General features: G+C 63.1%; 27 protein-coding genes and 1 tRNA gene. 11 read left to right on the top strand and 17 right to left on the bottom strand.

Annotation, left to right across the window (positions count from 1 at the left end; translation table 11 throughout):
* Window positions 1-292: 292 nt before the first annotated feature.
* From WAO69_RS02615 to hutI, 5 genes are all read right to left on the bottom strand, one after another.
* On the bottom strand, window positions 293-631 hold the full coding sequence (locus WAO69_RS02615) for a RidA family protein (protein WP_422176449.1): 339 nt from the start codon (window positions 629-631) through the stop codon (window positions 293-295).
* Window positions 632-1,007: 376 nt separating this feature from the next.
* Window positions 1,008-2,675: a urocanate hydratase gene (gene hutU, locus WAO69_RS02610; RefSeq protein WP_422176447.1), complete on the bottom strand. Its 1,668-nt coding sequence runs from the start codon at window positions 2,673-2,675 to the stop codon at window positions 1,008-1,010.
* Entirely contained in the window at window positions 2,675-3,457 is a 783-nt protein-coding gene (gene hutG, locus WAO69_RS02605; protein WP_422176477.1) for an N-formylglutamate deformylase, read from the bottom strand. Before hutG ends, hutU begins: the two co-directional genes overlap by 1 nt.
* Window positions 3,457-4,983, bottom strand: coding sequence for a histidine ammonia-lyase (hutH, locus tag WAO69_RS02600; protein WP_422176445.1), 1,527 nt, complete (start codon window positions 4,981-4,983; stop codon window positions 3,457-3,459). The genes hutG and hutH overlap by 1 nt, the downstream gene beginning before the upstream one ends.
* Window positions 4,980-6,173 (bottom strand): imidazolonepropionase, encoded by a 1,194-nt coding sequence (gene hutI, locus WAO69_RS02595; protein WP_422176443.1) that lies wholly within the window; start codon window positions 6,171-6,173, stop codon window positions 4,980-4,982. Before hutI ends, hutH begins: the two co-directional genes overlap by 4 nt.
* Window positions 6,174-6,249: 76 nt before the next feature.
* Between hutI and WAO69_RS02590 the strand changes: the two genes are divergently transcribed.
* Window positions 6,250-7,611 carry a formimidoylglutamate deiminase gene (locus WAO69_RS02590; RefSeq protein WP_422176441.1) on the top strand — a complete coding sequence of 454 codons (1,362 nt, stop codon included), beginning with the start codon at window positions 6,250-6,252 and terminating at the stop codon, window positions 7,609-7,611.
* Window positions 7,612-7,620: 9 nt separating this feature from the next.
* Here the strand turns inward: WAO69_RS02590 and WAO69_RS02585 are convergent, their stop codons facing one another.
* A complete protein-coding gene (locus WAO69_RS02585; protein WP_422176439.1) occupies window positions 7,621-8,313 on the bottom strand; it encodes a GntR family transcriptional regulator in 693 nt (230 codons plus the stop codon).
* A gap of 249 nt (window positions 8,314-8,562) precedes the next feature.
* Here WAO69_RS02585 and WAO69_RS02580 point away from each other — a divergent pair, with 249 nt between their 5' ends.
* The 5 genes from WAO69_RS02580 (at window position 8,563) to WAO69_RS02560 (ending at window position 12,619) form a co-directional block, all read left to right on the top strand.
* Window positions 8,563-9,414, top strand: a complete 852-nt coding sequence (locus WAO69_RS02580) for a metal ABC transporter substrate-binding protein (protein WP_422176475.1) — start codon at window positions 8,563-8,565, stop codon at window positions 9,412-9,414.
* A gap of 105 nt (window positions 9,415-9,519) precedes the next feature.
* On the top strand, window positions 9,520-10,416 hold the full coding sequence (locus WAO69_RS02575; protein ID WP_422176437.1) for a manganese/iron ABC transporter ATP-binding protein: 897 nt from the start codon (window positions 9,520-9,522) through the stop codon (window positions 10,414-10,416).
* Entirely contained in the window at window positions 10,413-11,285 is an 873-nt protein-coding gene (locus WAO69_RS02570) for a metal ABC transporter permease (protein WP_422176435.1), read from the top strand. The genes WAO69_RS02575 and WAO69_RS02570 overlap by 4 nt, the downstream gene beginning before the upstream one ends.
* Window positions 11,285-12,151, top strand: coding sequence for a metal ABC transporter permease (locus WAO69_RS02565; protein ID WP_422176473.1), 867 nt, complete (start codon window positions 11,285-11,287; stop codon window positions 12,149-12,151). The genes WAO69_RS02570 and WAO69_RS02565 overlap by 1 nt, the downstream gene beginning before the upstream one ends.
* A gap of 84 nt (window positions 12,152-12,235) precedes the next feature.
* Window positions 12,236-12,619: a hypothetical protein gene (locus WAO69_RS02560; RefSeq protein ID WP_422176433.1), complete on the top strand. Its 384-nt coding sequence runs from the start codon at window positions 12,236-12,238 to the stop codon at window positions 12,617-12,619.
* 53 nt (window positions 12,620-12,672) lie between these two features.
* Here the strand turns inward: WAO69_RS02560 and WAO69_RS02555 are convergent.
* Window positions 12,673-12,749: transfer RNA gene (locus WAO69_RS02555), tRNA-Arg, on the bottom strand.
* 103 nt (window positions 12,750-12,852) lie between these two features.
* The gene (locus WAO69_RS02550; RefSeq protein WP_422176431.1) at window positions 12,853-13,164 is read right to left on the bottom strand and encodes an ETC complex I subunit; all 312 of its coding nucleotides are present in this window, start codon (window positions 13,162-13,164) and stop codon (window positions 12,853-12,855) included.
* A 421-nt stretch (window positions 13,165-13,585) separates the two neighbouring features.
* Between WAO69_RS02550 and uvrB the strand changes: the two genes are divergently transcribed.
* Window positions 13,586-15,763: an excinuclease ABC subunit UvrB gene (gene uvrB, locus WAO69_RS02545; RefSeq protein ID WP_422176429.1), complete on the top strand. Its 2,178-nt coding sequence runs from the start codon at window positions 13,586-13,588 to the stop codon at window positions 15,761-15,763.
* Window positions 15,764-15,846: 83 nt separating this feature from the next.
* Here uvrB and WAO69_RS02540 read toward each other — a convergent pair whose 3' ends face one another.
* Both WAO69_RS02540 and WAO69_RS02535 read right to left on the bottom strand, forming a co-directional pair.
* Entirely contained in the window at window positions 15,847-16,113 is a 267-nt protein-coding gene (locus tag WAO69_RS02540) for a zf-TFIIB domain-containing protein (RefSeq protein WP_422176427.1), read from the bottom strand.
* 88 nt (window positions 16,114-16,201) lie between these two features.
* The gene (locus WAO69_RS02535) at window positions 16,202-16,474 is read right to left on the bottom strand and encodes a DUF5665 domain-containing protein (protein WP_422176425.1); all 273 of its coding nucleotides are present in this window, start codon (window positions 16,472-16,474) and stop codon (window positions 16,202-16,204) included.
* 100 nt (window positions 16,475-16,574) lie between these two features.
* On the opposite strand from WAO69_RS02535, the gene WAO69_RS02530 reads away from it, so the two are divergent.
* Window positions 16,575-17,000 carry a hypothetical protein gene (locus WAO69_RS02530; RefSeq protein ID WP_422176423.1) on the top strand — a complete coding sequence of 142 codons (426 nt, stop codon included), beginning with the start codon at window positions 16,575-16,577 and terminating at the stop codon, window positions 16,998-17,000.
* On the opposite strand, the gene WAO69_RS02525 is transcribed toward WAO69_RS02530, so the two are convergent.
* From WAO69_RS02525 to parA, 4 genes are all read right to left on the bottom strand, one after another.
* On the bottom strand, window positions 16,997-17,545 hold the full coding sequence (locus WAO69_RS02525) for a hypothetical protein (protein WP_422176421.1): 549 nt from the start codon (window positions 17,543-17,545) through the stop codon (window positions 16,997-16,999). The genes WAO69_RS02530 and WAO69_RS02525 overlap by 4 nt on opposite strands.
* Before the next feature lie 413 nt (window positions 17,546-17,958).
* Window positions 17,959-18,366, bottom strand: coding sequence for a universal stress protein (locus WAO69_RS02520; RefSeq protein WP_422176419.1), 408 nt, complete (start codon window positions 18,364-18,366; stop codon window positions 17,959-17,961).
* Window positions 18,367-18,443: 77 nt separating this feature from the next.
* Entirely contained in the window at window positions 18,444-18,932 is a 489-nt protein-coding gene (locus WAO69_RS02515) for a DUF427 domain-containing protein (RefSeq protein WP_422176417.1), read from the bottom strand.
* A 141-nt stretch (window positions 18,933-19,073) separates the two neighbouring features.
* A complete protein-coding gene (gene parA / locus WAO69_RS02510; protein WP_422176415.1) occupies window positions 19,074-19,706 on the bottom strand; it encodes a ParA family partition ATPase in 633 nt (210 codons plus the stop codon).
* Window positions 19,707-19,948: 242 nt separating this feature from the next.
* On the opposite strand from parA, the gene WAO69_RS02505 reads away from it, so the two are divergent.
* Window positions 19,949-21,253 carry a ferric reductase-like transmembrane domain-containing protein gene (locus WAO69_RS02505; RefSeq protein WP_422176413.1) on the top strand — a complete coding sequence of 435 codons (1,305 nt, stop codon included), beginning with the start codon at window positions 19,949-19,951 and terminating at the stop codon, window positions 21,251-21,253.
* Window positions 21,254-21,370: 117 nt separating this feature from the next.
* Here the strand turns inward: WAO69_RS02505 and WAO69_RS02500 are convergent, their stop codons facing one another.
* Both WAO69_RS02500 and WAO69_RS02495 read right to left on the bottom strand, forming a co-directional pair.
* Window positions 21,371-21,793 carry a hypothetical protein gene (locus WAO69_RS02500; RefSeq protein ID WP_422176411.1) on the bottom strand — a complete coding sequence of 141 codons (423 nt, stop codon included), beginning with the start codon at window positions 21,791-21,793 and terminating at the stop codon, window positions 21,371-21,373.
* Between the two features lie 39 nt (window positions 21,794-21,832).
* Complete coding sequence (locus tag WAO69_RS02495; protein WP_422176409.1) at window positions 21,833-22,411, bottom strand: hypothetical protein; 579 nt, start codon at window positions 22,409-22,411, stop codon at window positions 21,833-21,835.
* A 174-nt stretch (window positions 22,412-22,585) separates the two neighbouring features.
* Between WAO69_RS02495 and WAO69_RS02490 the strand changes: the two genes are divergently transcribed.
* On the top strand, window positions 22,586-24,112 hold the full coding sequence (locus WAO69_RS02490; RefSeq protein ID WP_422176407.1) for a fused MFS/spermidine synthase: 1,527 nt from the start codon (window positions 22,586-22,588) through the stop codon (window positions 24,110-24,112).
* Between the two features lie 172 nt (window positions 24,113-24,284).
* Complete coding sequence (locus WAO69_RS02485) at window positions 24,285-24,461, top strand: hypothetical protein (RefSeq protein WP_422176405.1); 177 nt, start codon at window positions 24,285-24,287, stop codon at window positions 24,459-24,461.
* Window positions 24,462-24,513: 52 nt separating this feature from the next.
* Here the strand turns inward: WAO69_RS02485 and WAO69_RS02480 are convergent, their stop codons facing one another.
* Complete coding sequence (locus WAO69_RS02480; protein WP_422176403.1) at window positions 24,514-25,101, bottom strand: dimethylsulfonioproprionate lyase family protein; 588 nt, start codon at window positions 25,099-25,101, stop codon at window positions 24,514-24,516.
* Between the last annotated feature and the right edge of the window lie 342 nt (window positions 25,102-25,443).

The following is a 25,443-nucleotide window of genomic DNA, read 5'->3' as shown; positions in this document are numbered from 1 at the left end:
CGCATCGCCAGCTCTGCCGTAAGGGCAGATCGGCCAGGCGCGCATTGCGGAAAACCGGCGCACCGTCGCGGTGAGGACAACAGCGGTTTCGCCATGCGCTCACCATATCGGGTGCACCAACTCCTCCGGGCGCAAACCTAACCCATTCAGGTGAATTTGCCAAACAGTTGATTGTTAGATTTTACACCCATGAACAGAGCGACGCGCGCCCGGCCACAGGATCACGGCGCAGTGTCCTTGCGCGCGCCGCATCACCTGCTGGCGGGGCCGCGCAAGGACCTGACCCCGGGCCTCAACAGGCGGCGGTCACGATGATCTCGACGCGCAGCACATCGCGCGCCAGTTTCGCCTCGCCGCAGGCGCGCGCGGGTGCGTGGCCTTCGGGAACCCAGGCATCCCAGACCGCGTTCATCTCAGCGAAATCGGCCATATCCGCCAGCCAGATCACCGCCTGCAACATCTGCTTGCGGGATGATCCGGCCTTGGTCAGCAAGGCATCGACACGCGCCAGACAGTCCCGGGTCTGTTCGGCCACGGTGTCTCCGTCACCGACCTGGCCACAGAGATAGGCGACGCCGTTATGTTTGACGATCTTGCTCATCCGAGCGCTTGTGTCGATCCGTTCGATCATTGTCTGTCCTGCCTTTGGGGATGCTGTGAAAGGCCCATGCTAGGGGAGCGGGGAACGCAAGCGCAAGGGGCAGCGTTGTCGCCGGACCGGGCCGGGTCCGTCACAGGCCGGGCGGCCCGCAACGGGTCTGTCCCGGCAGGCTGATCGCTGTGTCATACATATGGAACGTCAGGGAGCGGGCCCGCTTTAAAACAGCGATGGCGGCGCGCGCCGGTGTGTCAAACCGGACGCGGGCGGAATGCGCGATGGGATACCATCTGTCCTGATCGTGGCCCGCCGGGATGCTAATCCGCTCAGGCCGAGTGCAGCTGCGCCACAGGGTATAGCGCAGACAGTGTTTGCATCGCCTTACAGCACCGTGCGCCCGGACTGCGGCCTAGAGAATACCGGGCAGGTTCAACCCGTGCTCGCGCGCGCAGTCGATGGCGATCTCATAGCCCGCGTCGGCGTGGCGCATGACGCCGGTGGCCGGATCGTTCCACAGCACGCGCTCAAGCCGTTTGTCGGCCTCTTCGGTGCCATCGCACAGGATCACCATGCCCGAATGCTGCGAGAACCCCATGCCCACGCCGCCGCCATGGTGCAGCGACACCCATGTGGCCCCGCTGGCGGTGTTCAGCAATGCGTTCAGCAAGGGCCAGTCGCTGACCGCGTCCGAGCCATCCTTCATCGCCTCGGTCTCGCGATTTGGGGACGCGACCGAGCCGGAATCCAGATGATCGCGCCCGATCACGACGGGGGCTTTCAGCTCGCCGTTGCGCACCATTTCGTTGAAGGCCAACCCCGCGCGGTGCCGATCCCCCAGGCCGATCCAGCAGATGCGCGCGGGCAGACCCTGAAAGGCGATCCGGTCGCGCGCCATATCCAGCCATTGATGCAGATGGGCGTTCTCGGGGAACAATTCCTTCATCTTGGCGTCGGTCTTGTAGATATCTTCGGGATCACCCGACAGCGCACACCAGCGGAACGGGCCGATGCCCCGGCAGAACAGCGGCCTGATATAGGCGGGCACGAAACCGGGGAAGGCAAAGGCGTTCTCCAGCCCCTCCTCAAGCGCGACCTGCCGGATGTTGTTGCCGTAATCCAGCACCGGCACGCCCGCGTTCCAGAAATCCACCATCGCGGCCACATGGATCTTCATCGAGGCCCGCGCGGCCTTTTCCACGGCCTTGGGATCGGTTTCGCGTCTGGCTTTCCATTCGCCCACGCTCCAGCCCTGCGGCAGATACCCGTTCACGGGGTCATGGGCGCTGGTCTGGTCGGTGACGATATCGGGGTGGATGCCACGGCGCACCAGCTCGGGGAAGATATCGGCGGCATTGCCCAGAAGCCCGACGGATTTCGCCTCGCCCGCCTTGGTCCAGCGCTCGATCTTGTCCAGCGCCTCGTCCAGCGTGGTGGCCTTTTCATCCAGATACCGGGTGCGGATGCGGAAATCGATCCGCGTCTCGTCGCACTCCACCGCCAGACAGCAGGCCCCGGCAAACACCGCCGCAAGAGGCTGCGCGCCGCCCATGCCGCCAAGCCCTCCGGTCAGGATCCAGCGGCCCGTGAGGTTGCCGTCGTAATGCTGGCGCCCGGCTTCCGCGAAGGTCTCATAGGTGCCCTGCACGATGCCTTGCGTGCCGATATAGATCCAGGATCCGGCGGTCATCTGGCCATACATCATCAGCCCCTTGCGATCGAGCTCGGAGAAATGGTCCCAGGTCGCCCAATGCGGCACCAGGTTGGAATTCGCGATCAGCACACGCGGCGCGTTTTCATGGGTGCGAAAGATGCCCACGGGTTTGCCCGACTGCACCAGCAGGGTCTCGTCTTCTTCCAGCGATTTGAGGCTGGCGACGATGCGGTCGAAATCCTCCCAGGTGCGCGCCGCGCGCCCGATGCCGCCATAGACCACCAGCTCATGCGGGTTCTCGGCCACATCCGGATGCAGGTTGTTCATCAGCATCCGCAAGGGGGCCTCGGTCGACCAGCTTTTGGTGTTCAGCTCGGTTCCGGTGGGCGGATAGATATCGCGGGCGTTGTGGCGGGGATCGGTCATCAGGGCCTCCATCGGGCAAGATCGGTGAGGATGGTTTTCAGTGTTTGGCGCAAGCGCGAAGCCTTGGCCGTGTCATAGCTCCAGGGCGCGGCTTCGGCGGAAAGATAGGCGCGCTGCGCAATCTCCATCTGGATCGCGTGCCAGCCCTGATCGGGGCGGCCATAGTGACGCGTGGTCCAACCGCCTTTGAAACGCCCGTTCAGAACCGACGACAGCCCCGTGGCGGCGCGGCAATGGGTGTGCACCAGCGCCTCGATGGCAGGATCACAGGTGGTCGACAGGTTGGTTCCGATGTTCAGATCAGGCAAGCGGCCCTCGAAGAGAAACGGGATATCCCCCCGGATCGAATGGCAATCATAGAGGATCGCAAAGCCGTGCAGATCCGCCACCCGCGCCATCTCGCCCTCCAATGCGGCGTGATAGGGGGCGTGAAACGCCGCGCACCGCGCCGCGATATCCTGCTGCGAGGGCGGATCCTGCCAGATCGCCTGGCCGTCAAAATCGGTCACCGGCACAAGCCCCGTGGTGTTCTGACCCGGATAGAGGCTTTCGCCCCCCGGATCGCGGTTCGCGTCGATCACATAGCGATGAAACGTGGCGCGCACCGTGCTCGCCCCTGCCAAGAGCCCGGCATAAAGCTGATCGATATGCCAATCCGTATCCGCCAGTTCGCGCCCGCGCGCATTCAGCCGCGCGGCGATCTCCTCGGGCAGCCATGTGCCGGTATGCGGCATGCCCAGAACAACCGGGCTGTCCCCGCGAGTGACTTCGACCGGCGCGATCACAGCGCAAGCTCCAGCCCGGCGGCTCGGGCCAGAGAGCCATCCGCGATCATGCCCGTCGCCACCGCGATATCGGGGGCAAGGAACCGATCCTGCCCGATGGTCGCGACACCGCTGCGCAGCCGGGCAACCGCCGCCTGCAGGGGCGCGCTGGTCAGAAGCGGCGCGCGAAACTCGATACCCTGCGCTCCACACATCGCCTCGACCCCGAGAATGGTGTTGAGGTTGCGATTCATCCGCCCCAGCCGGCGCGCCGCATGAGCCGCCATGCTTACGTGATCCTCCTGATTGGCCGAGGTCGGCGTGGAATCCGTGGTGCAGGGATTGGCCAGATGCTTGTTCTCGCTCATCAGGGCTGCCGTGGTCACCTCGGCAATCATCAGCCCGGAATTCAGTCCCGGATCCGGCGTCAGGAAGGGCGGCAGGTCAAAGGACAACGTCGGATCCACCATGAGCGCCACCCGGCGTTGGGCAATCGCGCCGATCTCGGAGACCGCGACCGCGATCTGATCGGCGGCAAAGCCCACGGGTTCGGCATGGAAATTGCCCCCCGAGACGATGATGCCCTCATCCACCAGAACCAGCGGATTGTCGGTGACCGCATTGGCCTCGACCTCGAGCGTCGCTCCGGCAAAGCGCAAAAGATCCATCACCGCGCCCATCACCTGAGGCTGACAGCGGATGCAATAGGGGTCCTGCACGCGGGTATCGCCTTCGCGGTGACTTTCGCGGATCGCCGAACCCTCAAGAAGCGCGCGCTGCGCCGCACCAAAGGCGATCTGACCCTTATGGCCGCGCAGGGCATGGATCGCGGGCACCAGCGGTGCGGTCGATCCCATGATCGCATCCGTCGACATGGCCCCGGTCACGACCGCGGCCTCGAGATTGCACCACGCGCCCCAGAGCCCGACCAGAGCGCAGGCCGTCGAAAACTGCGTTCCGTTGATCAGCGCCAGCCCTTCCTTGGGCCCCAGCACGATCGGCCTGAGCCCGGCGCGCGCCAGAGCTTCGCCCGCAGGCCAGCGCGCGCCCTCGAACATCGCCTCGCCCTCGCCGATCATCGCGGCGGCCATATGCGCCAGCGGTGCCAGGTCACCCGAGGCCCCGACCGAGCCCTGATCGGGGATGACCGGCAGCACGCCCTTTGCAAGCATCCCTTCGATCAGGCGCACGGTCGCCAGCCGCACGCCGCTGGCCCCGCGCCCCAGCGACAACAGCTTGAGCGCCATCATCAACCGTGTGGTCGCCTGTTCCAGCGGCTCGCCCACGCCGCAACAATGGCTCAGGATCAGATTGCGCTGCAGGGTTTCGGTATCGCCCGAGGCGATCTTGACGCTGGCCAGTTTGCCAAAACCCGTGTTGACGCCGTACACCGCCGCGCCCCCTGCGGCGGCCTGCGCCACCAATTCGGCGGCGGCCTTGATCGCACCCTCTGCGGATGCATCCAGAACCACCGCATCCTGACCGGTCCAGATCGCATGAAGATCGTCCAGCGACGCGGCACCCGGGGTGAGGGTTATCGTCATGAGCGACCTCCGAAAATCCGCGCATGCAGCGGGTTGAACCCGATGCGATAGGCCAGTTCCGCCGGGTGCTCGATATCCCAGACCGCCAGATCCGCACGCTGACCGGGCTTGATCCGGCCCCTGTCGGCCAACCCCAAGGCCGCCGCGCCATGACAGGTCACACCCGCAAGCGCCTCTTCTGGGGTCAGGCGAAACAGGGTGCAGCCCATGTTCATCGTCAGCAAAAGCGACGCCATGGGCGACGAGCCCGGATTGCAATCCGTGGCCAGCGCCATTGCCACCCCATGATCGCGAAACGCCTGAACCGGTGGCATCTGTGTCTCGTGCAGGGTATAAAAGGCACCGGGCAGCAGCACCGCGACCGAGCCGGCATCGGCCAGCGCGCGCGCATCTTCGGGCGTGGCATATTCCACGTGATCGGCGGACAGGGCCCCAAAGCGCGCCGCAAGGGCCGTGCCACCCAGATGGCTGAGTTGCTCGGCATGCAGTTTGACCGGCAAGCCCAGTTCCCGGGCCACATCAAAGACCCGTGTCATCTGCGCGGTGTCAAAGGCGATGCCCTCGCAGAACCCGTCCACCGCATCCACCAGCCCTTCGGCATGGGCGGCGCGCAGGGCGGGAATGGCGACCTCGTCGATATAGCCATCGGGGTTGCCGCTGTATTCGGGCGGCACCGCATGGGCCCCCAGGAAACTGGTGCAGATCGTGACATCGCGCTGGCTGGCGATCTGGCGCGCGACGCGCAGCATGCGCAGCTCGGTCTCGGTATCCAGCCCATAGCCGGATTTGACTTCGATCGAGGTGACGCCCTCGGCGATCATCGCATCCACGCGCCTGAGCGCATCGCCCAGAAGCCCCTCGGCCGAGGCCGCCCGTGTGGCCCCCACGGTCGAGACGATGCCGCCACCGGCGCGCGCGATTTCCTCATAGGTTGCCCCTTCAAGGCGCATCTCGAATTCCTGCGCGCGGTTTCCGCCGAACACCAGATGGGTATGACAATCCACCAGCCCCGGCGTGACCACGCGGCCTTGAAGATCCCGGGCTTCGTCGCGCCTGTGCTGTTCGGGCAGGTCCGACATCGGCCCCGCCCAGACGATCCGGTCGCCCGTGATCGCCACGGCGGCGTCCTCGATCAGGCCATAGCGGCCCGGTCCCGCAAAACTTGCCAGCCGCGCATGTGTCAGAAGCATGGTCGATTCCCGCTTGATTCAAAGGATTGGAATCTGTTTATGTCTGCACATAATATCTGTCAACATGGAGAACCCCATGCAGACTCTCTGGGCCCGTCATGCGTTGGTTGCAGGCCAGTGGCTTGCGGATGTACGTGTCGAGATCGACGCGGGCAGAATCCTGTCCTGCACGCCCGATCAGCCTGCGACGGGTCAACGCGTGCATCTTCTGCTGCCGGCACCGGCCAACAGCCACAGCCACGCCTTTCAGCGCGCCATGGCCGGGCTGACCGAACAGCGCGGCCCGCAGGCGGGCGACAGCTTCTGGACCTGGCGCCAGCTGATGTTCCGCTTCCTGAACGACCTGACGCCAGAGCAGGTCGAAGCCATCACCGCCTTTGTGCAGATGGAAATGCTCGAGGCAGGCTTTGGCGCATCGGTGGAGTTTCACTATCTCCACCACCGTGCCGGCGGCGCGCCCTATCGCAACCCCGCCGAGATGTCCGAGAGGATCGCCGCGGCAGCCGAAACCAGCGGCATCGGCCTGACCCTGTTGCCGGTGCTCTATCAGTTTGGCGGATGCGATGGCCGCGCGCTTGGCCCCGGCCAGCAGCGCTTTGGCAACACGCCCGACAGCTATGCCACCCTGCTGAGCGGTGCCGAAGGCGCGGTGATGCAGCTGCCGCCCGACAGCGTGCTTGGCACCGCCCCGCATTCGCTGCGCGCCGTCAGCCGCGAGGCGCTGCAGTCCCTGCCCGGCCTCAGACCGGATGCGCCGATCCACATGCACCTTGCCGAACAAAAGGCCGAGGTCGATGAAGTCCAGGCCCATTGGGGCGCGCGCCCGGTTGACTGGGCGCTGGACAATCTTGATCTGAACGGGCGGTGGTGCCTGATCCACTGTACACAGATGACCGCGCAGGAAACCAGCGCCCTTGCGCGCACCGGTGCCGTTGCGGGCCTGTGCCCGCTGACCGAGGCCAGCCTGGGCGACGGGATCTTTGACGGCATCCGATGGGTAGAGAACGCGGGGGCGATCTCGATCGGGTCGGACAGCAATATCCGCATCTCGCTGGCCGAAGAGCTGCGCCAGCTCGACACCACGCAGCGCCTGCGCGACCATAGCCGGGCGGCTTTTGCCACGCGCGCACGCTCGACCGGGCGGCGCTTGCTGGAGGATGCGGCCATCGGCGGCGCGCAGGCTGCCGGGCGCGGCGCGGGCCGGATCGAACCGGGCGCATGGGCCGATCTGCTGGCGCTGGATACCGGGCATCCCGACCTGGAGGGCCTGTCACCGGACACGGCACTGGATACCTTTGTATTTGCAGGCGACAGCGCCATGGTCAGCGATGTCTGGTCCGCCGGGCGCCACCTTGTCACCGGGGGCAGGCATATCGCGCGCGATCAGATCACCGAAGACTACAGGGGGGCCGTCAGGACATTGCGCGCAGGTCTTTAGCGCAGGTCTTTAATACCGCGTCGTCATCCGGTGGCCACGGCGAAACACCATGCGCACATAGGTCACCGGAGCGCCCTCGAACCAGGTGGAGCGTTCGCCCTGAAACAGGGGATCACCGATCGCGCAGGACAGCTCACGCGAGAGCTGCGCATCGGCTGATGTGGCCGAGAAACTGATCTCGACATCGGAAAACGGGATCCTGGCAATCAGCCATTCATTCGGGCCAACCGTCGTGAAATCCGCCGTGCGCGCATCGGGCAGCGTCACCAGGTTGATCCAGCGATCCTCAAGCTGATAGGGCGCGTCCCCGGCATGATGCAGGCAGCGCAGATGCAGTACGGGAACGGCTGCGCCAAGCTTCATGCGCGAACACAGCCAGCCGGGTGCCAGTGTTTGCGCGCGCGACAACAGCTCATAGCGATATTGCTCGCCCAGCGCCTCGATCTCGCGCCGCACCAGCGGGATATCAAACCGCGCCTGGCGCATCGGAGCCTGCCGGACCCGCGTGCCGGATTTGCGCTTGCGCTCAAGAATGCCTTCGGCGGCCAGCTCGCGCAGCGCCCGGTTTACCGTGGCGCGCGCACAGCCGTAATCCAGCGCGATATCCTGTTCCTTGGGCAGTTCCTGCCCCAGCCCAAAGGTGCCGTTCATCACCTTCTCGCGCACATCGGCCTTGATCTGACGATATGTGATCTGAGCCATCGCCCTGTCTCTTCCCTTCGCGCCCGCGCCCTGTGGTCAGCCTTTATGCCTATACATAATATATCAGGCGGAAACGCAATCACATCGAATTGATCGAACCCGGCGCCGGATTAAATGCAACTCATTCGCATTTACATTGACTGTTGCGAATGAATTGCAATAACATCTGTTCAACATTCAGCAACATGGAGATTCGGTGTGTTCACCTCTTTGACCAAATGGGCCTCGGCGCTCGCCCTGGCCGCTGCAATGGCCAGCCCGGCATTGGCCGAAGACAAGATGAAGGTCGTTACCACCTTCACCGTCATTGCGGATATCGCGGCCAATGTGGCCGGAGATGCCGCCGAGGTTGTGTCGGTCACCAAACCCGGTGCCGAGATTCACGGATATGAGCCCACCCCGCGCGACATCGTGCGCGCATCGGATGCCGATCTGATCCTGTGGAACGGCATGAACCTCGAGCTGTGGTTCGAACAGTTCCTGACCAATCTTGAAGGTGTGCCATCCGTCACGGTCTCGGAAGGGATCGACCCGATCTCGATCTCGTCGGGCTCCTACAAGGGCAAACCCAACCCCCACGCCTGGATGGGTCTGGATAACGCCTTGATCTATATCGACAACATCGCCACCGCCTTCGCAGAACAGGATCCGGACAACGCCGCGATCTACGCCGCGAATGCCGCCGCCTACAAGGATGAACTGCGCGCCACGATCGAGCCGCTGCGCGCCGCGATCGCCCAGATCCCCGAAGACCGGCGCTGGCTTGTCACCTGTGAAGGGGCATTCAGCTATCTCGCGCGCGATTTCGGGATGAAAGAGCTGTATCTCTGGCCGATGAACGCCGATCAGACCGGCACCCCGCAACAGGTGCGCAGCGTGATTGACGGCGTGCGGGCCAATGACATCCCAGTGGTGTTCTGCGAAAGCACGGTCAGCTCGGCCCCGGCCGAACAGGTGGCGCGTGAAACCGGCGCGGCCTATGGTGGCGTGTTGTTCGTGGATTCACTCTCCGAGCCGGACGGCCCGGTGCCGACCTATCTTGATCTGTTGCGCGTGACGGCAACGACCGTGGCGACGGGACTGACCTCTGCCACCAACTAACGCGCAGAGATGATTGACAAAAGCGGCCCGCGGCGTGTTTCTCACGCTGCGGGACCTGCCGTTTGAAGACCCCGCGCCACGGCGCAACATCTTAAGGAGCAAGGAATGCTCGACACCGCACCCAAGCTGACACCGGCCCAGGCAGCGGACCCCGGAGGCGGCATCTGTGCCCGCGACGTGACCGTGACCTATCGCAACGGGCACACGGCCCTGTGGAATGCCAGCTTCGAGATCCCGCGCGGCACCGTCACCGGGCTGGTCGGAGTGAACGGGGCAGGCAAATCCACCCTGTTCAAGGCGATCATGGGCTTTGTGCCTGCAGCGCATGGCAACATCAGCATTCTGGGGCTGTCCGTGCCCGAAGCGCTCAAGCGCAATCTGGTCGCCTATGTCCCGCAAGCCGAAGAGGTCGACTGGGCCTTTCCGGTGCTGGTGGAAGACGTGGTGATGATGGGGCGCTATGGCCATATGGGTTTTTTGCGCCGCCCCCATGCGCGCGATCATGCCGCTGTCGATCAGGCGCTTGAACGCGTCAACATGCAGGATTTCCGCCACCGCCAGATCGGAGAATTGTCCGGCGGTCAGCGCAAACGCGTGTTTCTTGCCCGCGCCTTGGCGCAGGACGGACAGGTGATCCTGCTGGATGAGCCCTTCACCGGGGTCGATGTGAAAACCGAAGACCAGATCGTGCAGCTGTTGCGCGATCTGCGCGATGAGGGCCGGGTGATGCTGGTGTCGACCCACAACCTGGGATCGGTGCCGGAATTCTGCGACCGCACCGTTCTGGTCAAGGGCACGGTGCTGGCCTATGGGCTGACCGAAGACACCTTTACCCGCGAGAACCTCGAGACGGCCTTTGGCGGTGTCCTGCGCCACTTTACCCTGGGCGGCGACACGTTGCATGACGACGAAGATGCGCGCGCAATCACCATCTTTACCGATGATGAGCGCCCCTTTGTCCAATATGGCGACAAGACCCAACTCACGGAGCGTGAGGAATGAGCGTCCTGCTCGAACCCTTCTCATATGCCTACATGACGAATGCCATGTGGGTCTCGGCGCTTGTCGGCGGGGTCTGTGCGTTCCTGTCGGCCTATCTGATGCTCAAGGGCTGGTCTCTGATCGGCGATGCGCTGGCGCATTCGGTGGTTCCCGGCGTGGCCGGTGCCTATATCCTTGGCCTGCCCTTCGCGCTGGGTGCCTTCATTGCCGGTGGTCTGGCGGCCGGGGGCATGCTGTTCCTGTCCGAGCGATCCGGCCTCAAGGTCGATGTGATCATCGGACTGATCTTTACCTCGTTCTTCGGGCTGGGGCTGTTCATGATCTCGCTCAACCCCATGTCGGTTTCGGTGCAGACGATCACCATGGGCAACATTCTGGCCATCACCCCCGAAGACACGCTGCAACTGGCGATCATCGGCACGGTTTCGCTGGTGATCCTGCTGGCCAAGTGGAAGGATCTGATGGTCACCTTCTTTGACGAGAACCACGCGCGCGCCATCGGTTTGCGCCCCGGCCTTCTCAAGGCGGTGTTCTTCGTTCTGCTGTCGGCTTCGGTGGTGGCGGCGATGCAAACCGTGGGGGCCTTCCTTGTGATCGCCATGGTCGTCACCCCCGGAGCGACCGCCTATCTGCTGTGCGACCGCTTTCCACGCCTGATCATGGCCTCGGTCGCCATCGGGGCGGGCACGTCGTTTTTCGGTGCCTATATCAGCTATTTCCTCGACGGCGCGACGGGGGGCATCATCGTCACCCTGCAAACGCTGCTGTTTCTTGTGGCCTTCGTCTTTGCCCCCAAACACGGGTTGCTGGCCGCAAAGCGCAAGGCCCGCCACGCGCTGCGCAACGCCCCCACGCGTGAGGCCGCATGATGGATATCGACACCCTTTTGATGCCGTTTCAGTTCGCGTTCATGCAGAACGCGTTTCTGATCTCGCTGATCGTAGCGGTGCCCACGGCGCTTTTGTCGTGTTTTCTTGTCATCAAGGGCTGGGCGCTGATGGGCGACGCCATCAGCCATGCCGTGCTGCCGGGCATCGTGCTGGCCTATATCATCGGCATCCCCCTGATTATCGGAGCCTTCGCGGCCGGCATGGTCTGTGCACTGGCCACCGGCTATCTGAGCCACAACAGCCGGGTCAAACAGGACACGGTGATGGGCGTCGTGTTTTCCGGCATGTTCGGGTTGGGCATCGTGCTGTTCGTCTCGGTGGAAACCAACGCGCATCTCGATCACATCCTGTTTGGCAACATGCTGGGCGTGGATGGCGGTGAGTTGCTGACCTCTGGTCTGATCTCGCTTGTCGTGGCGGGGGCGATCTTGCTGAAATGGAAAGACCTGCTGCTGCACAGCTTTGATCCGGCCCAGGCCCAGGCCTCGGGATTGCCGGTGAACCTGCTGCATTACGGTCTGCTGTCCGCCCTGTCGCTGGCGGTTGTCGCGACGCTGTCCGCAACCGGTCTGATCCTGGCCATCGGCCTGCTGATCGCACCCGGAGCCATCGCCTTTTTGCTGGTGCGCACCTTCCGCGCCATGCTCTGGGTCGCCACGGCGGTGTGCATGTTTTCGATGCTGGCGGGCACCTATGCCAGCTTCTTCCTGGACAGCGCACCGGCCCCGACGATCATTCTGATCCTGACGGCGTTCTTCGCTATCGCCTTCATCCGCCGCCAAAGCCAGACCCGCCGCGCCTCGCGCCGGCGGGTGTCGCAAAGCGCCCCGCAACCGGCCGAATGACCCCGTGGCAAATAAGCCGCAATCATCGATACGTTTTTAAACTGCCCAATTGATTGGCGGCTTTTTCCGGTCAATGCTCAAAACATGGTCGGAAAAAGAACTGCTTTGCACCTTTGTTTCCTGACACTGCCCCTCGCCAGCCCGGCGCTGGCGACGGACAGCCTTCACCATAGTTTTGCCAATTGCGTGGGCCGCCTTGCCGCCCAGCTTGAATACGAATGGCTGGTGTCAGATGAACGCGCGGCGCAGACCGAACAACAGCTCAAACAGTTCCGCGACCTGCTTGAGGCAACGACGCCGCCGACCCAGAGCGACGACACATTCGGCCTGCGCCTGAATGCCAAGACCGCCCACAGCGCCATTCTCAGCCGCGCGGCCTTCAACAAGAACCGATCCGACGCCGCATGGGCCAAACGTCGCGCCGATGCGGAAATCGCCCAATGCAGGACACTTTTGCTGGGCGGGTAATGGCCCTGATGGCAGCGGCACAGCACCGAATTCCGGCCCGTGGAAAGGAAAACTGGCGATCCCGGGAGGACTCGAACCCCCAACATCCTGATTAGAAGTCAGGTGCTCTATCCAGTTGAGCTACGGGACCGCTATGCCGTCTCTAGCAAGGCCTGCAGAGGCAATCCAGCCCCAACCCGCAAATATGATGCGCAGGCCAGGCGGATGCCGCTGATCCGCGGCCATGCGTCGGCTCAATGGGTCCAGACACTGCGTCGGTTGGTGGCAAAATTCTCGCCATATCCGCCGGGGCGGATATTGGCCTTGCGCGCCTTGGGCTCGATCACCTGCGCCTCGATACCCTTGGATCTGGCATAATCCAGCGCCGCCTCTTTGGTGGGAAAGGACAGCTTGACCTGGGTCTGGGTATCCGAAGACGAGGTCCAGCCCATCAGAGGGTCCACATCCCGGGCCGAGCTTTGCGCGAATTCAAGAACCCATTCGTGGGTCTTGGCGGTTCCCGATTGCATGGCTGTCTTTGCGGGCTTGTAGATGCGGGCGCGCATGGTCGATCTCCAACAGGCTTGAACGTCAGAACTTATGCGCCGACACACCGCATTGGGCAAGACACGAATTGTCACGGGAAGAGGGCAAGGGTGCAAGCAAGCCTTGGCTGCCATTCGAACCACGGGGAGCGAGGGGTGGGTGTGTGTGATCCGAATGACAGCCAAGTCTGCTACTTGCCCTTACACTTTATCCGCGATGGCGAAATACGCACATCACTTTTTCCCCAAGCACCATGCGACCCCGGCAACCACAGCCTGCGTTTCTGAATAAGCATATGATAAATATACATTTTCAAAAAATTGCGACATTTTGGCACCGCAGGGTCAACAAACCCCGAACGGCGCTTATATGTGATCGCTGGCCTTGAACCTTGGGCAAAATACCCCACACTCAGAGTGCATGCCAAGGAACCCCTGATCGATGTCCGAACCCCTTCTTCACGCCGCCGCACCGGATGTTCGCTCGCGCCCGAAACTGGAGGGCGGGCGCGCCTTTGCGCTGCATACCGAGTTCAGCCCGGCCGGCGATCAGCCCACCGCGATCGCCGAATTGTCCGAAGGCGTGCTGAGCGGCGAGCGCAATCAGGTTCTGCTGGGCGCGACCGGCACCGGCAAGACATATACCATGGCCAAGGTGATCGAGCAGACCCAGCGCCCGGCCATCATCCTGGCTCCGAACAAGACTTTGGCGGCGCAGCTATACGGCGAATTCAAAGGCTTCTTTCCCGACAATGCCGTCGAGTATTTCGTCAGCTTCTATGACTATTACCAGCCCGAAGCCTATGTGGCGCGCAGCGACACCTACATAGAAAAAGAAAGCCAGATCAACGAACAGATCGACCGCATGCGCCACTCGGCCACGCGGGCGCTGCTGGAGCGGGACGATGTGATCATCGTCGCATCGGTCAGCTGCATCTATGGTATCGGATCGGTGGAAACCTATGGCGCGATGACCCAGGATCTGAAAACTGGCGGGATCTATGACCAGCGTCAGGTCATGGCCGATCTGGTGGCCCAACAGTACCGGCGCAACGATCAGGGCTTTCAGCGCGGCGCGTTCCGGGTGCGCGGCGACAGCCTCGAGGTCTGGCCCGCCCACCTGGAAGACCGCGCCTGGAAACTGTCATTCTTCGGAGAAGAGCTGGAGGCGATCACCGAGTTCGACCCGCTCACCGGGCAAAAGACCGATACGTTCGACCAGGTGCGCATCTATGCCAATTCGCATTACGTGACGCCCAAGCCGACGATGCAGCAGGCGATCGTGAACATCAAGAAAGAGCTGCGCATCCGTCTGGACCAGCTGGTCTCCGAGGGCAAACTGCTTGAGGCCCAGCGGCTGGAACAGCGCACCAATTTCGATCTCGAGATGCTCGAAGCCACTGGCGTGTGCAACGGTATCGAAAACTATTCGCGTTACCTCACGGGCCGCGCACCGGGCGAACCGCCCCCGACGCTGTTCGAATTCATCCCCGACAATGCGATCGTGTTTGCCGATGAATCCCATGTCTCGGTGCCCCAGATCGGGGGCATGTACAAAGGCGACTATCGGCGCAAGTTCACCCTGGCCGAACACGGCTTCCGCCTGCCCTCCTGCATGGACAATCGCCCCCTCAAGTTCGAGGAATGGGACGCCATGCGCCCGCAATCGGTCTTCGTGTCTGCCACCCCCGCCGCATGGGAGCTGGAACAGGCCGGCGGTGTCTTCACCGAACAGGTGATCCGCCCCACCGGCCTACTGGATCCCCAGGTCGAGATCCGCCCGGTCGACATGCAGGTCGACGATCTTCTGGACGAGGTACGCCGCGTCACCGCCGCGGGCTTCCGCACGCTGGTCACCACCCTGACCAAGCGCATGGCCGAGGATCTGACCGAATACATGCACGAACAGGGCATCAAGGTGCGTTACATGCATTCCGATATCGACACGTTGGAACGCATTGAAATCCTGCGCGATCTGCGACTGGGCGCGTTTGACGTGCTGATCGGCATCAACCTGCTGCGCGAAGGGCTCGATATTCCCGAATGCGGGCTGGTCGCCATTCTGGATGCGGACAAGGAAGGCTTCCTGCGCTCGGAAACCTCGCTGGTGCAGACCATCGGGCGGGCCGCGCGCAATGCCGAAGGCCGCGTGATCATGTATGCCGACCGCATCACCGGCTCGATGGAGCGCGCCCTGGGCGAAACCGACCGGCGCCGCGCCAAGCAGATGGCCTATAACGAAAAGCACGGCATCACGCCGGAAACCGTGCGCAAGAATGTCGATGACGTGCTGTCTGGCCTTTACAAGGGCGACGTGGACATGAACCGCGTGACCGCGCGGATCGACCCCGCATTGCAAGGCTCGAACCTCAAGGCGGTGCTGGACGGGCTGCGCACGGATATGCGCAAGGCCGCGGAAAACCTGGAATTCGAAGAGGCCGCCCGCCTGCGCGACGAGGTCAAACGGCTCGAGGCGGTGGATCTGGCCATCGCCGACGACCCCCTGGCCCGTCAATCGGCAGTGGAAGCGGCCTCAGCGGCGGCCGTCAAGTCGAAGGGCCGCTCGACCGCCGGCCGCGCGGGTCAGCGTGGGGGGAATGTAAAGCGGCGGGGGCGGTAGCCCGCCCCTCCGTCTGAGCCATCCGGATATCAAAACACACCCCAACCCAAAGGCCGCAGGGCGGGACGTGTCCCGCCCCTTGCTCAGAAATCGAAGATATCTTCCAGAAACCCGCCCATCTTCTTCTTTTTGCGGGGCCGTTCGCCATATCCGCGATCATCGTATCCGCGATCGTCATAGCCCCGCGATGGCTGCGCAGCCTGAGGGGGGGCCGGAGGTGCGCTGCGCTCGATGATCTTGTCCAACTCTCCCCGGTCCAGCCAGACACCGCGGCATTGCGGGCAATAGTCGATCTCGACTCCGCTGCGGTCTGCCATCACCAGATTGGTCCCGTCGATCGGACATTTCATAAGCACGTCTCCCTGTTTTACATACACACAGACCGAGATAGGAACGCACCCCCGCCCCCGCAACCAAGCCGCCTGCGGCAAAGGGACATTATTGATCGGCCATCACCTGGATCTGCGCGGCAATCTGTGCCGCCCAATTCCCGATCACCGGGATGAAGTCGATCTGGCTGAGCGACCAGGCCGCCAGCGACAACAGCACCGAGGCCCCCACGACCGTGCCAAGGCCAAAGGCCATGCCGCGCGCAAAGTTGAATGCCAACAGGCGTATGGGTTTGTCGTGGATCTGGATGAACTTGTGATTGTTCAACCGCTCAAGCTCGCGCCGGAGCGCCGAGACATCCTCATTCAGGTTTTCTGACACGCATGTTCTCCTGCACATTCCCGTTGGCCCCATAATGGCACCGCCGCCGTCAAGAACAAGCGCGACTGGTCAGCGCGCGCATCAGGGCTAATTCCGCGTCATGCGCCTTGTTCTTGTCCTTGCCTCTTTGGCCACACCGGTCACCGCCTGGGAGTTCACACCCGGCCTGCCTTGCGTCTTGAACCATGTCGAGGACGGTATCGCGGTCGAACTGACCCATGATCCGACCCAACCGCTGTTCACGATCACCCTGACCCGGCCCACGCCCTGGCCCGAGGCAGAGATCTTTGCCCTGAGTTTTCAGGGCGGCAGCGATCTGACGATCACCACCAACCGCCACGAGCTGAGCGACGCAGGACGGTCCCTGACCGTGACCGATCGTGGATTTGGCAATGTTCTGAACGGGTTGATCCTGAACGACACGGCCACTGCCCTGATCGGGGGCGCGGCGGTGCCATTTTCTCTGACCGGGGCGGATGGCCCAACGCGGGCCTTTGCCGACTGCGCGGTGGACCCGGCGGTCTAACCCTGCTCGATCAGATGGCTGGTGAGCAACACATGCTCGCGCTTGATCGCCTTGGACAGGCCAGCCATGCGCGCGCGCAAGGTGCTGGCATCGGCGGCCATGATCTCGCGATCACTCACCCGCCAGTCTCCCAGCAGCTTGACACTGGTTTCGGACAGATCGTCCCGCAGCCGTTCCAGACATGCCTTATCCCGATCCAGGTACTGCAGCAGATCGCACAGCGCGCGATGATCCCGTTTGAGACCTTCAATCGACATGTCAGAAGGTTGCGTCATGGCGCGTTGCGTGCGTGCAGTCACCTGATCCAGCACCCGCTGCATATCCGCCAGGCGTTGTTTGAGGGCCTCGAGCTGCTCGGCGGCATTCATGCTGCCCGCGCCAGCCAAGGCCGATTTGTCACGTCGGAACGGAAATCCGACACCCTGTCCGGGCCTGGTGAACTGGGGGAACATGGACATGACCGAGCGCGGCCTGCGGCCTGAGCGCGCCGTGATGTCCAGGGTTTCTCGACCACCGATGTCAGTACGGATTTGATCATCATACATTTCAAACAACAACTCATTAACTGAACAAACCAGGGGTCAAAATAGACGGGGCCTGACCCTCAATCTCTGCAATCAATCAGGCAAATAAGGCAAAAATATGACGGATGCCGGCGCATTCATGCAAACTCCGCGCGGCCCGGGTGCCCCTTGACAGCCGCCCGGCCATAGCATCGGAAAGCGCAGGTGAAAGCCAAAAAAAACCCTTTGCAACAAAGGGTTTAAGGTGCTCGGCGGGGGTTTGGACAGCCCGTGCATTCCGACAGTTTCGCCAGACGAACCCCCGATCCATGGGGTTCATCTGGCGAAAATGCAAAGCAGCCACGAAGGCCCCATCTCGGGCGCCTTCGCGCCACGCTTTGCCGCGCGCCCGACGCAATCCGCGTTCTGCGCCTCATCAACGCCACATCCGCGCTTCAGCGCACCACATGCACCGCGCAGCCCGCATGGCGCACCACATGAGTCGCCGTCGAGCCCAGAAGTAGGTCCTGCATGCCCGGACGATGCGACGCCATGATGATCAGATCCGGTTCATGTTCCTTCGCCCAGTCCAGGATCGATTTGCCGGAATGCCCGCTGATCACCTCACCCCGCGCGCCCGGCACGCTTTCAGCCAGCTTGTCCAGCTCGGTCCGGATCGCGACCCGCGCGCTGGCCATGTAATCCGCCGGCAAATAGGAAATGGCATAGCTTGGAATACGTTCCACCACGTGAAGCAGGGTCACCTTGGCACCGGGAACACCCAACAGCCGCGCCAGCTTGAGCGGCGCGCCCACGTCGCGATCTTCGTCAAACGAAATCGGTACAAGAATATTATGATACATGATCTCTCCACCTTTATGTGATGGAGCAAGTCTGCCACGCGCAACCACCGGCGCCCTTGATCTACGTCAGCCTGCGCCTACCAGTGGCGCGTGCCCGGCGCGCCTTTGATCCGACCGGTCAGGTTGGGCGTGACCCAGCCTCCGTAAAACTCGCCGGGCTGCGGGATCACCCGCAGATCACCGACATGGCAGGCGGTCATCTTGCCCGCATAAAAGGCCAGGTAGCCGGCAATCGGCGCGAAGGTCGAACTGGGTTTGTCATAGCTCCAGGCAGCCCGGGCCGCTGTCTGCCCCGCAAGCGCAATGTCATAATATTGCGCGACGCCCTTCCACTCACAAAAGCTGCGTCCGCCAATCGGTATCAGCTGCGCCAGCACGTCTGCTCGGGGAAAATAATAGGTCGGCGCGTGATGCGTCTCGAGGGCCCGCAATCCCCGCGTGGTCTCGGCCACAAGCCCGTCACCCAACAGTACGCGCAAGCGCTGCTGAACAGGCTCCAGCCGGGGCGGCCTGGGATAGTCCTGAACATTTTCGGGAAGCAGCGAAAATCCACCGTCAGCCGACATCATATCTCCTCATGTCAGGCGCTTGCACGAAACGGGCCGCGCCTTGCCTGAAAGATGAGCTTCGGGCTCAGTTTTTCAAATGGAAAGATCTGCGCCCCGGCGCATGCGGCGCGCAAAGGACGCAGGTCTCGACCCGCTGCGTCAAAGCGCGTCAAGCTTGGCCGCGACCTCTTGCATCAGCGCCTGCACTTCCGCATGGGCCGGTCCTTTCGCAGCCTCCAGCGCCGCACGCCCCTGCCCCAGCGTTTCCGCATAGACCACCCGGTTGGCCAGGGCGGCAACCGCCAGATCCGCCGACATCTCGGCAGCCTTCGCCGCCACATCCGCTGCAAGCCGCGTGCCGGCCCGATTGCGGGTCATGACGATCATCGCCGGCTTGTCCTCGCGTTCGGCCAGATAAAGCACCACCTCAACCGCCCAGAGATCCAGATGCGAGGTCGCCACCGGCACCAGCACCAGATCGGCCGCGCGCAACGCGGGGCGCAGATCGCTGTCGGCCTTGGGCGGGGTGTCGATGATGACGATGTCATGGGCCTCGGCCAGCTTGCGACACTCATAGGTCACGCCCCAGGCCGATGCGGTCGAGAACTCCAGCCCCGGTTCCCCCTGCGCCTCAAGCCGTGCCATGAACCATCGCCCGGCGCTGCCCTGGGGGTCGGTATCCATCAAGGCCACGGACTTGCCCGCCCGCGCGAATGCCACGGCCAGATTGACAGCCAGCGTGGTCTTGCCCGACCCGCCCTTTTGCTGCGCGACAACGATCACGAATCCCATGATGACACCCCTTTTGCTGCAATGCAGCATATCCGATCCCGAACAGAGAGTCAGCAGGCATATGGGTGTGACCACAGGCCACGCATTCAGGCTGCCTGGCATTTCATCATCCTCGGGAGTCGCGCGACACCGCCCCCAGCACCCGATCAGCACCGCGCCCTGTCCAGGGATCGCGGCATCTGGCGCATGTCCCGGATCACGGCTGGATTGCATTGCCCGCAAAAAAGGATCACAAAGATCACGTGAAACCCGTGCTATTGATCACTGTCTATCTGGGAGCGGTCACACTGCCGCTCGTCGCCTCGTGGATCGTCGGCGGGCCCCCACGTCCCTTTCATCAGGAACTTGCCTCGGGGCTGGGCATCCTGGCGTTTTCCATGATCCTTGCCGAATTCATCCTCTCGGGACGATTCAAGTCGATCTCGAACGGCATCGGCATGGATGTGACCATGCGCTTTCATCAGGTCATGGCGCGCACGGCGCTGGGTTTCGCGCTGGTGCACCCGTTCCTGTTCGGCGGATCGCCCGCGGGCGGAGACCGCCCCTGGGATCCGACCCGTCAATTGACCCTCACCACGGATTTCTCGGATCTGGCCAGCGGGATCGCGGCATTCCTGCTGCTGCCCTGCCTGATTCTCCTGGCGATCGGGCGCACCAGACTGAATCAGACACATGAGACCTGGCGGCTGATACATGGCCTTGGCGCGCTGGTGATCGCGGCGCTGTTGCTGCATCACACGGTCTATGCCGGGCGCTATGGATCACAGCCGGTGATGACCGGCCTCTGGGTGGCCATGACCGCAGTGGCTGCGGGTTCGCTGCTTTATGTCTATCTGATCGTACCCTTGCGGCAGAGATCACGGCCCTGGCGTCTGGCCTCTGTCACCCGTTTGACGCCAAAGCAATGGGAAATGACCCTCACGCCGGACGGCCATCCCGGCCTAGACTTCAAGGCCGGGCAATTCGTCTGGCTGAATCTGGGCCACAGCGCCTTTTCCATGCGCGAAAATCCGTTCTCGATCTGCTCGGCACCGGCGGCCGGGCCATCGGTATCCTTCATGATCAAGGAACTGGGGGATTTCACCCGCACCATCGGCCAGATTGAACCGGGCACCCCGGCCTATCTGGATGGCCCCTATGGCAGCCTCACCGTACAGGGGCGCCCCGAACCGGGCGTGGCCCTGATCGCTGGCGGTGTCGGCATAGCCCCCCTGCTCAGCATCCTGCGGCAGATGCGCCTGACCGATGATCCCCGCAAGGCCAGGGTGATCTATGGCAACCGGGCGCTGGATCAGATCGCCCATCGCGAGGAACTGGATGGGCAGGACGTCACCTATGTGCTGTCAGAACCGCCCGATGACTGGGCAGCAGAGACAGGGCTCATCGACGCCCCCCTGCTGGATCGCCTGTTCACCCCAGAAGAGTTCAACACCTGGGTCTTCGTGATCTGTGGCCCCCCGGCGATGATGGATGGTGTGGAAGATCATCTATTGAAACGGGGCACGCCTTCGCATCGGATCTTGTTGGAGCGTTTCGATTATGAGTAACCCGTTCAGAACCCTCAGCCTGCGCAAGCGCCTGTCGCGCGCGACCTGGGGTGCGACTGTGGTTCTGTGTCTGATCCTGCTGGCCTTCGCACTGCGCTGAGCACAGACATCAGCCGATCACCTCACCTCGATTTCCAGCTGCACAGGGAAACGGTCGCCCTTTTCAGTCAGCATGAACAGCAGGCCATGGTTCTTGAGAAAGACATCGCAGCGGGTTCCGTCCGAGTAAAGATTGACGCAGACCTTGCCATCCCGGCGCACCTCGAACATGCCGAATTGCAGGATGCTCCGGTCCTCGCCCTTGAACACATACCTGCCATCCGTGAAATAGGTTGACTGCCCCAGCCCGGGAAAGCTCAGCGTCCGCCCCGAGGTGAGACCGCGCGCCTGTTCATAGCTCAGCACCTCTTGCCCCTCGGGAAGGGTCCAATCTTGTGCAACGGCGGGCGCTGCCAGAGCCGCAAGAAGAACAAGGGCACTTGGACGGGCCGACCCTGCCAGGCACGACAGGAGACGGGCGTATCGTGCAACGGATGTCATCTGATCACATCTCCGGCTTCAAAGAGCATGCCCGAAGGCCTATTCGCTCCATGGGTGGACATGCACATCACGCCCGGAATGTCCTTTCAGGATATTGACAGCCAGATCCTCGCGCTCCTTGTCGCGCACTCGCACCCAAAGCAGGATACCGCCATGCGCGATCTGGTTTGCATAGTAATCCTTGTGGTTCTTGCCCACACGGCGCGCCAGCAGCGTTCCGACCACCGCCGCCGGGCTGCCGCCAATGGCGACGGCCGCAATCGAAGCCCCAAGCGCGCTGGCCGGGGTCAGCATGGCCGTCATCGCAATCACCGATCCCAGGAAGAAGAAGCCGCCGGCAATGGCCCCCTCCAATTCGCCGATCGCCTCTTCCGAAACAAACGCGGCGCGGGGTGCTTCGGGGTCGTCCTCCAGATCGGCGGCCCGCCAATAGGCCCTGCCCAGCTTTTCCTGCAACACCTCCTGTCGGGCCAGAAGGCTGATGTCATACCGGCTGAAGCCAACCATCCGCAAATCATAGAACGCGCGTTGCAGATCGTCGAATGTATCAAACACGCCAACGGCCTCGGGCACATTGATGGCTGTGGCTTTATGCTCATGCGCTTGAACGCTGGTCATTGCTCGCTCCTGTTTCGAAATCCTGATGTAAGCGGGCAGGATATCCGGTCCCTGCGAAGGACGCGCTGATCCAAGTCAATCGCGACCCTGCCCCTGCGCAATGCGCAAGAAGGTCAATCAGATATCTCGAAAGCCTATTGACGGTTTTTTTGCCCGTAAGCTACTGCCCGAAGGATGAAACAGCTTTTGCCTCCCGCACATGTCCCGCTCTGGCTTCTGATCCTGCTGCAGGTCGCCATCTCGGCATCCAGCCTCGTGGTCGAGATCGTCGCCGGGCGCATGATCGCGCCCTATGTCGGGATGAGCCTCTATACCTGGACATCCATCATCGCGGTGGTGCTTGCAGGCTTTTCGGTCGGACATTGGTGGGGCGGAAGGATCGCCGGGCTTGAGACGGCGCGCGCGCTGCGCATCACCGGCTGGACCATGATCGCGGCGGCCGGCACAACCGCCGGGGCCACCCTGCTGCTGCGCGGCTTTGCCGGTCCCGTCATCGAAAGCCTGCCCCATCCGCTTGCCGCCATCACGGCGCTCAGCATGCTGGCGTTCTTTCTGCCCTCGCTGTTTGCAGGCGTGCCCGCCCCCATCCTGACCGTTGCGGCCATGCGGGACCGCGACCAGTCCGAACGCGCCTTGGGCTCGATGTTTGCCGCCGGGGCGATCGGGGCCATCGCCGGGACGCTGCTGGCGGGCTTTGTCTTCGTGCCCTGGATCGGGTCGGTGGCCACGCTGCTGGTGATCGCCGCGACCTATTGCATCGCCGCGCTGACCTGCTTCTGGCTTGGTGGAACATCCCCGCGCAAGAGCGTTCTGCCGGCCCTGGCCATCGGGCTGGCCGGTCTGATCGGCCTTGGCGCGCAAAAGCTGCCCTCGGTCTGCGACCGCGAAAGCAGCTATTACTGCCTGCGCACCGTTGACCTGTCGCAGGACCCCCAGAACCCCGTGTCACTGATGGTCGTGGATCATCTGGCCCATGGCATCAGCGCGCGCGACGCCCCGCGCATCATGTTCACCCAGCACGCCGCCCTGCTGGACGCCCTGCCCCGGATGCGGATGCAGCGCACCGGGTTCACCTCGTTTCATATCGGCGGAGGCACCTATTCGGTGCCCCGGGCCTGGGCCGACCGGGGCATCTCGGGCATCACCATCGCCGAGATCGACCCCGAAGTGACGGCCATGGCCCAGAACGCCTTCTGGTTCAAACCCGACACCGCGACGATCATCCACGGCGATGCCCGGCTGGCCCTGCGCAACAGCGATCAGCGCTTTGACGTCATCGTCGGCGACGCCTTCACCGATATCGCCGCCCCCGAACATCTGGTCACGCTCGAGTTCTTCGACCTGGTGTCCCAACGCCTTGCGCCGGACGGAGTCTTCGTGATGAACCTGATGGACAATATCGACCGGCTGGATGCGCTGGCAGCGGTCGTGGCGACCATGCGGCAGGTGTTTCCCAGCGTCGAGGTCTGGACCGAGGCCAGCCCCCCCAGCAAGGGCGAGCGCCGCGTCTTTGTCCTGCTGGCCAGCGCACAGGACAGCCCGGTGTCGGCCATCGACACCCCGGCCCCGGATGTCACCCGGTTCCAGGTGCTGGACACCGCCTTCATCGACTCGATCCTGAACAGCAAAGCCGCCCATATCCTGACCGACGATCATGCGCCGCTCAGCTTTCTGATGGGGTTCGATCCGGTGCTGCAATGACAGGCGACACCGCCCGATCGCCTGCGATTTAATCACGGCCAGGGCTTTTTGCCCGCCCCGCCACCCATGGGCGCACCCCTCGTCGGGTTTGAGGCTGATCTCGGCGCGCCTTGATGCTAGTCAGGCAACAGAACTGCGCCGCACAAGCCCGGCCACGCCAAAGGACCACAGTATGAGACCATCCACCCTGGCCGCCACCCTGGCCGCCCTGCTTGCCGCGACGCCGGCCCTGGCCCATCACGAAGTCATCGCCAGCGCCTCCATCGTGCCGCTGGCCACCGGAGGTGCCGCCATCGCCATCGCCGCCCTGGCCGCATGGCGCAGATATCGCCAGTCGATCAAGGACTGAGCTGCCCGCCGGGTCACCCGATGCGCGGTATCATCCGGGCGGCAAACCGCCCCTATCGCGCCGGAAGCCCCGCATAGACATACTCGCTCACCGAAAGGTCACCATGCCATGCATAGACCGACAGGAAAGCCGCATCCCGCGTGCGCGACGCATGCGGCATCATCGAGGGATGATATGACCGCTCACCGGGCATATGCGCCACATAGGGTGCATCACCGCGGATCCAGTCCACCTCGCCGGCCAGCATGATATAGATCTCTTCGGCCGGATGCGTGCGGATCCCGTATTCGGCATGGGGCATCATCCCGTACAGACCCAACCGCACCCGATCCGACCGGATCAGCCCGTCCGGCCCCAGCAGCTCGACATGCACCTTCGCGCGGCTGTGTTCGACATAAAGCGGCGCGCTTGAGGTTTGCGGCGGAGCCCAGTCAAACGGCATCTGCGCAATCAGCGCGCAAATCGGCACCGCGTCGGCGCGCTCCATCACATCCACGAACGCCCGAGGCAACGGGGTCGGTGCCGCACAAGGCTCCCCCTCCAGCCGGGCCTCACGCAGCGCCGCGCGCACATGGCCCTCGATCTCCAACGAGCCCGAAAAGACGGCCTCCAGCTCTGCAAAAAGGGGGGCAAGATACATCCGGACTCCTGCGTCTCATCGACTTGATTACAGACACCATCCGTCGCAACTCCGACGAAAGCAAGCCCGCCGGTCCATGCCCCTAAGGTGGGGTGTGTCTTGTGGTTGCAGTTGGGCCATAGGAGACGTTGAGGAGGATCGCGGCGAACGGCAGGAAGGAGCCGATTTTGTTGAAAAACTCCGAATTTCAGATGTCGCAATTTTTCGGAAAGAACCCATGATACCGAAAAGTCAGATGAGATTTGGCATGAGGCGCAGTGAGCTGCCACATGAGCGGCAAAAGTCCAATTTGGCCGAACCCCTGACCTCGAAAAGTTGGTCGCGCTGTACGGGCAAAAAATT

The sequence above is a fragment of the Aestuariivita sp. genome, from assembly GCF_049276915.1.
Lineage (GTDB): Bacteria > Pseudomonadota > Alphaproteobacteria > Rhodobacterales > Rhodobacteraceae > Aestuariivita.
The sequence above is the reverse complement of the archived record's forward strand: the minus strand, read 5'-3'. Positions and strand labels throughout refer to the sequence as shown.

What these genes read in the sequence shown, in the direction of transcription:
- WAO69_RS02615 (WP_422176449.1), bottom strand. Translation starts at nt 631, where the DNA reads ATGATCGAACGGATCGACACAAGCGCTCGGATGAGCAAGATCGTCAAA.
- hutU (WP_422176447.1), bottom strand. Translation starts at nt 2,675, where the DNA reads ATGACCGATCCCCGCCACAACGCCCGCGATATCTATCCGCCCACCGGA.
- hutH (WP_422176445.1), bottom strand. Translation starts at nt 4,983, where the DNA reads ATGACGATAACCCTCACCCCGGGTGCCGCGTCGCTGGACGATCTTCAT.
- hutI (WP_422176443.1), bottom strand. Translation starts at nt 6,173, where the DNA reads ATGCTTCTGACACATGCGCGGCTGGCAAGTTTTGCGGGACCGGGCCGC.
- WAO69_RS02590 (WP_422176441.1), top strand. Translation starts at nt 6,250, where the DNA reads ATGCAGACTCTCTGGGCCCGTCATGCGTTGGTTGCAGGCCAGTGGCTT.
- WAO69_RS02585 (WP_422176439.1), bottom strand. Translation starts at nt 8,313, where the DNA reads ATGGCTCAGATCACATATCGTCAGATCAAGGCCGATGTGCGCGAGAAG.
- WAO69_RS02580 (WP_422176475.1), top strand. Translation starts at nt 8,563, where the DNA reads ATGGCCAGCCCGGCATTGGCCGAAGACAAGATGAAGGTCGTTACCACC.
- WAO69_RS02575 (WP_422176437.1), top strand. Translation starts at nt 9,520, where the DNA reads ATGCTCGACACCGCACCCAAGCTGACACCGGCCCAGGCAGCGGACCCC.
- WAO69_RS02570 (WP_422176435.1), top strand. Translation starts at nt 10,413, where the DNA reads ATGAGCGTCCTGCTCGAACCCTTCTCATATGCCTACATGACGAATGCC.
- WAO69_RS02565 (WP_422176473.1), top strand. Translation starts at nt 11,285, where the DNA reads ATGGATATCGACACCCTTTTGATGCCGTTTCAGTTCGCGTTCATGCAG.
- WAO69_RS02560 (WP_422176433.1), top strand. Translation starts at nt 12,236, where the DNA reads ATGGTCGGAAAAAGAACTGCTTTGCACCTTTGTTTCCTGACACTGCCC.
- WAO69_RS02550 (WP_422176431.1), bottom strand. Translation starts at nt 13,164, where the DNA reads ATGCGCGCCCGCATCTACAAGCCCGCAAAGACAGCCATGCAATCGGGA.
- uvrB (WP_422176429.1), top strand. Translation starts at nt 13,586, where the DNA reads ATGTCCGAACCCCTTCTTCACGCCGCCGCACCGGATGTTCGCTCGCGC.
- WAO69_RS02540 (WP_422176427.1), bottom strand. Translation starts at nt 16,113, where the DNA reads ATGAAATGTCCGATCGACGGGACCAATCTGGTGATGGCAGACCGCAGC.
- WAO69_RS02530 (WP_422176423.1), top strand. Translation starts at nt 16,575, where the DNA reads ATGCGCCTTGTTCTTGTCCTTGCCTCTTTGGCCACACCGGTCACCGCC.
- WAO69_RS02525 (WP_422176421.1), bottom strand. Translation starts at nt 17,545, where the DNA reads ATGTATGATGATCAAATCCGTACTGACATCGGTGGTCGAGAAACCCTG.
- WAO69_RS02520 (WP_422176419.1), bottom strand. Translation starts at nt 18,366, where the DNA reads ATGTATCATAATATTCTTGTACCGATTTCGTTTGACGAAGATCGCGAC.
- WAO69_RS02515 (WP_422176417.1), bottom strand. Translation starts at nt 18,932, where the DNA reads ATGTCGGCTGACGGTGGATTTTCGCTGCTTCCCGAAAATGTTCAGGAC.
- parA (WP_422176415.1), bottom strand. Translation starts at nt 19,706, where the DNA reads ATGGGATTCGTGATCGTTGTCGCGCAGCAAAAGGGCGGGTCGGGCAAG.
- WAO69_RS02500 (WP_422176411.1), bottom strand. Translation starts at nt 21,793, where the DNA reads ATGACATCCGTTGCACGATACGCCCGTCTCCTGTCGTGCCTGGCAGGG.
- WAO69_RS02495 (WP_422176409.1), bottom strand. Translation starts at nt 22,411, where the DNA reads ATGACCAGCGTTCAAGCGCATGAGCATAAAGCCACAGCCATCAATGTG.
- WAO69_RS02490 (WP_422176407.1), top strand. Translation starts at nt 22,586, where the DNA reads ATGAAACAGCTTTTGCCTCCCGCACATGTCCCGCTCTGGCTTCTGATC.
- WAO69_RS02485 (WP_422176405.1), top strand. Translation starts at nt 24,285, where the DNA reads ATGAGACCATCCACCCTGGCCGCCACCCTGGCCGCCCTGCTTGCCGCG.
- WAO69_RS02480 (WP_422176403.1), bottom strand. Translation starts at nt 25,101, where the DNA reads ATGTATCTTGCCCCCCTTTTTGCAGAGCTGGAGGCCGTCTTTTCGGGC.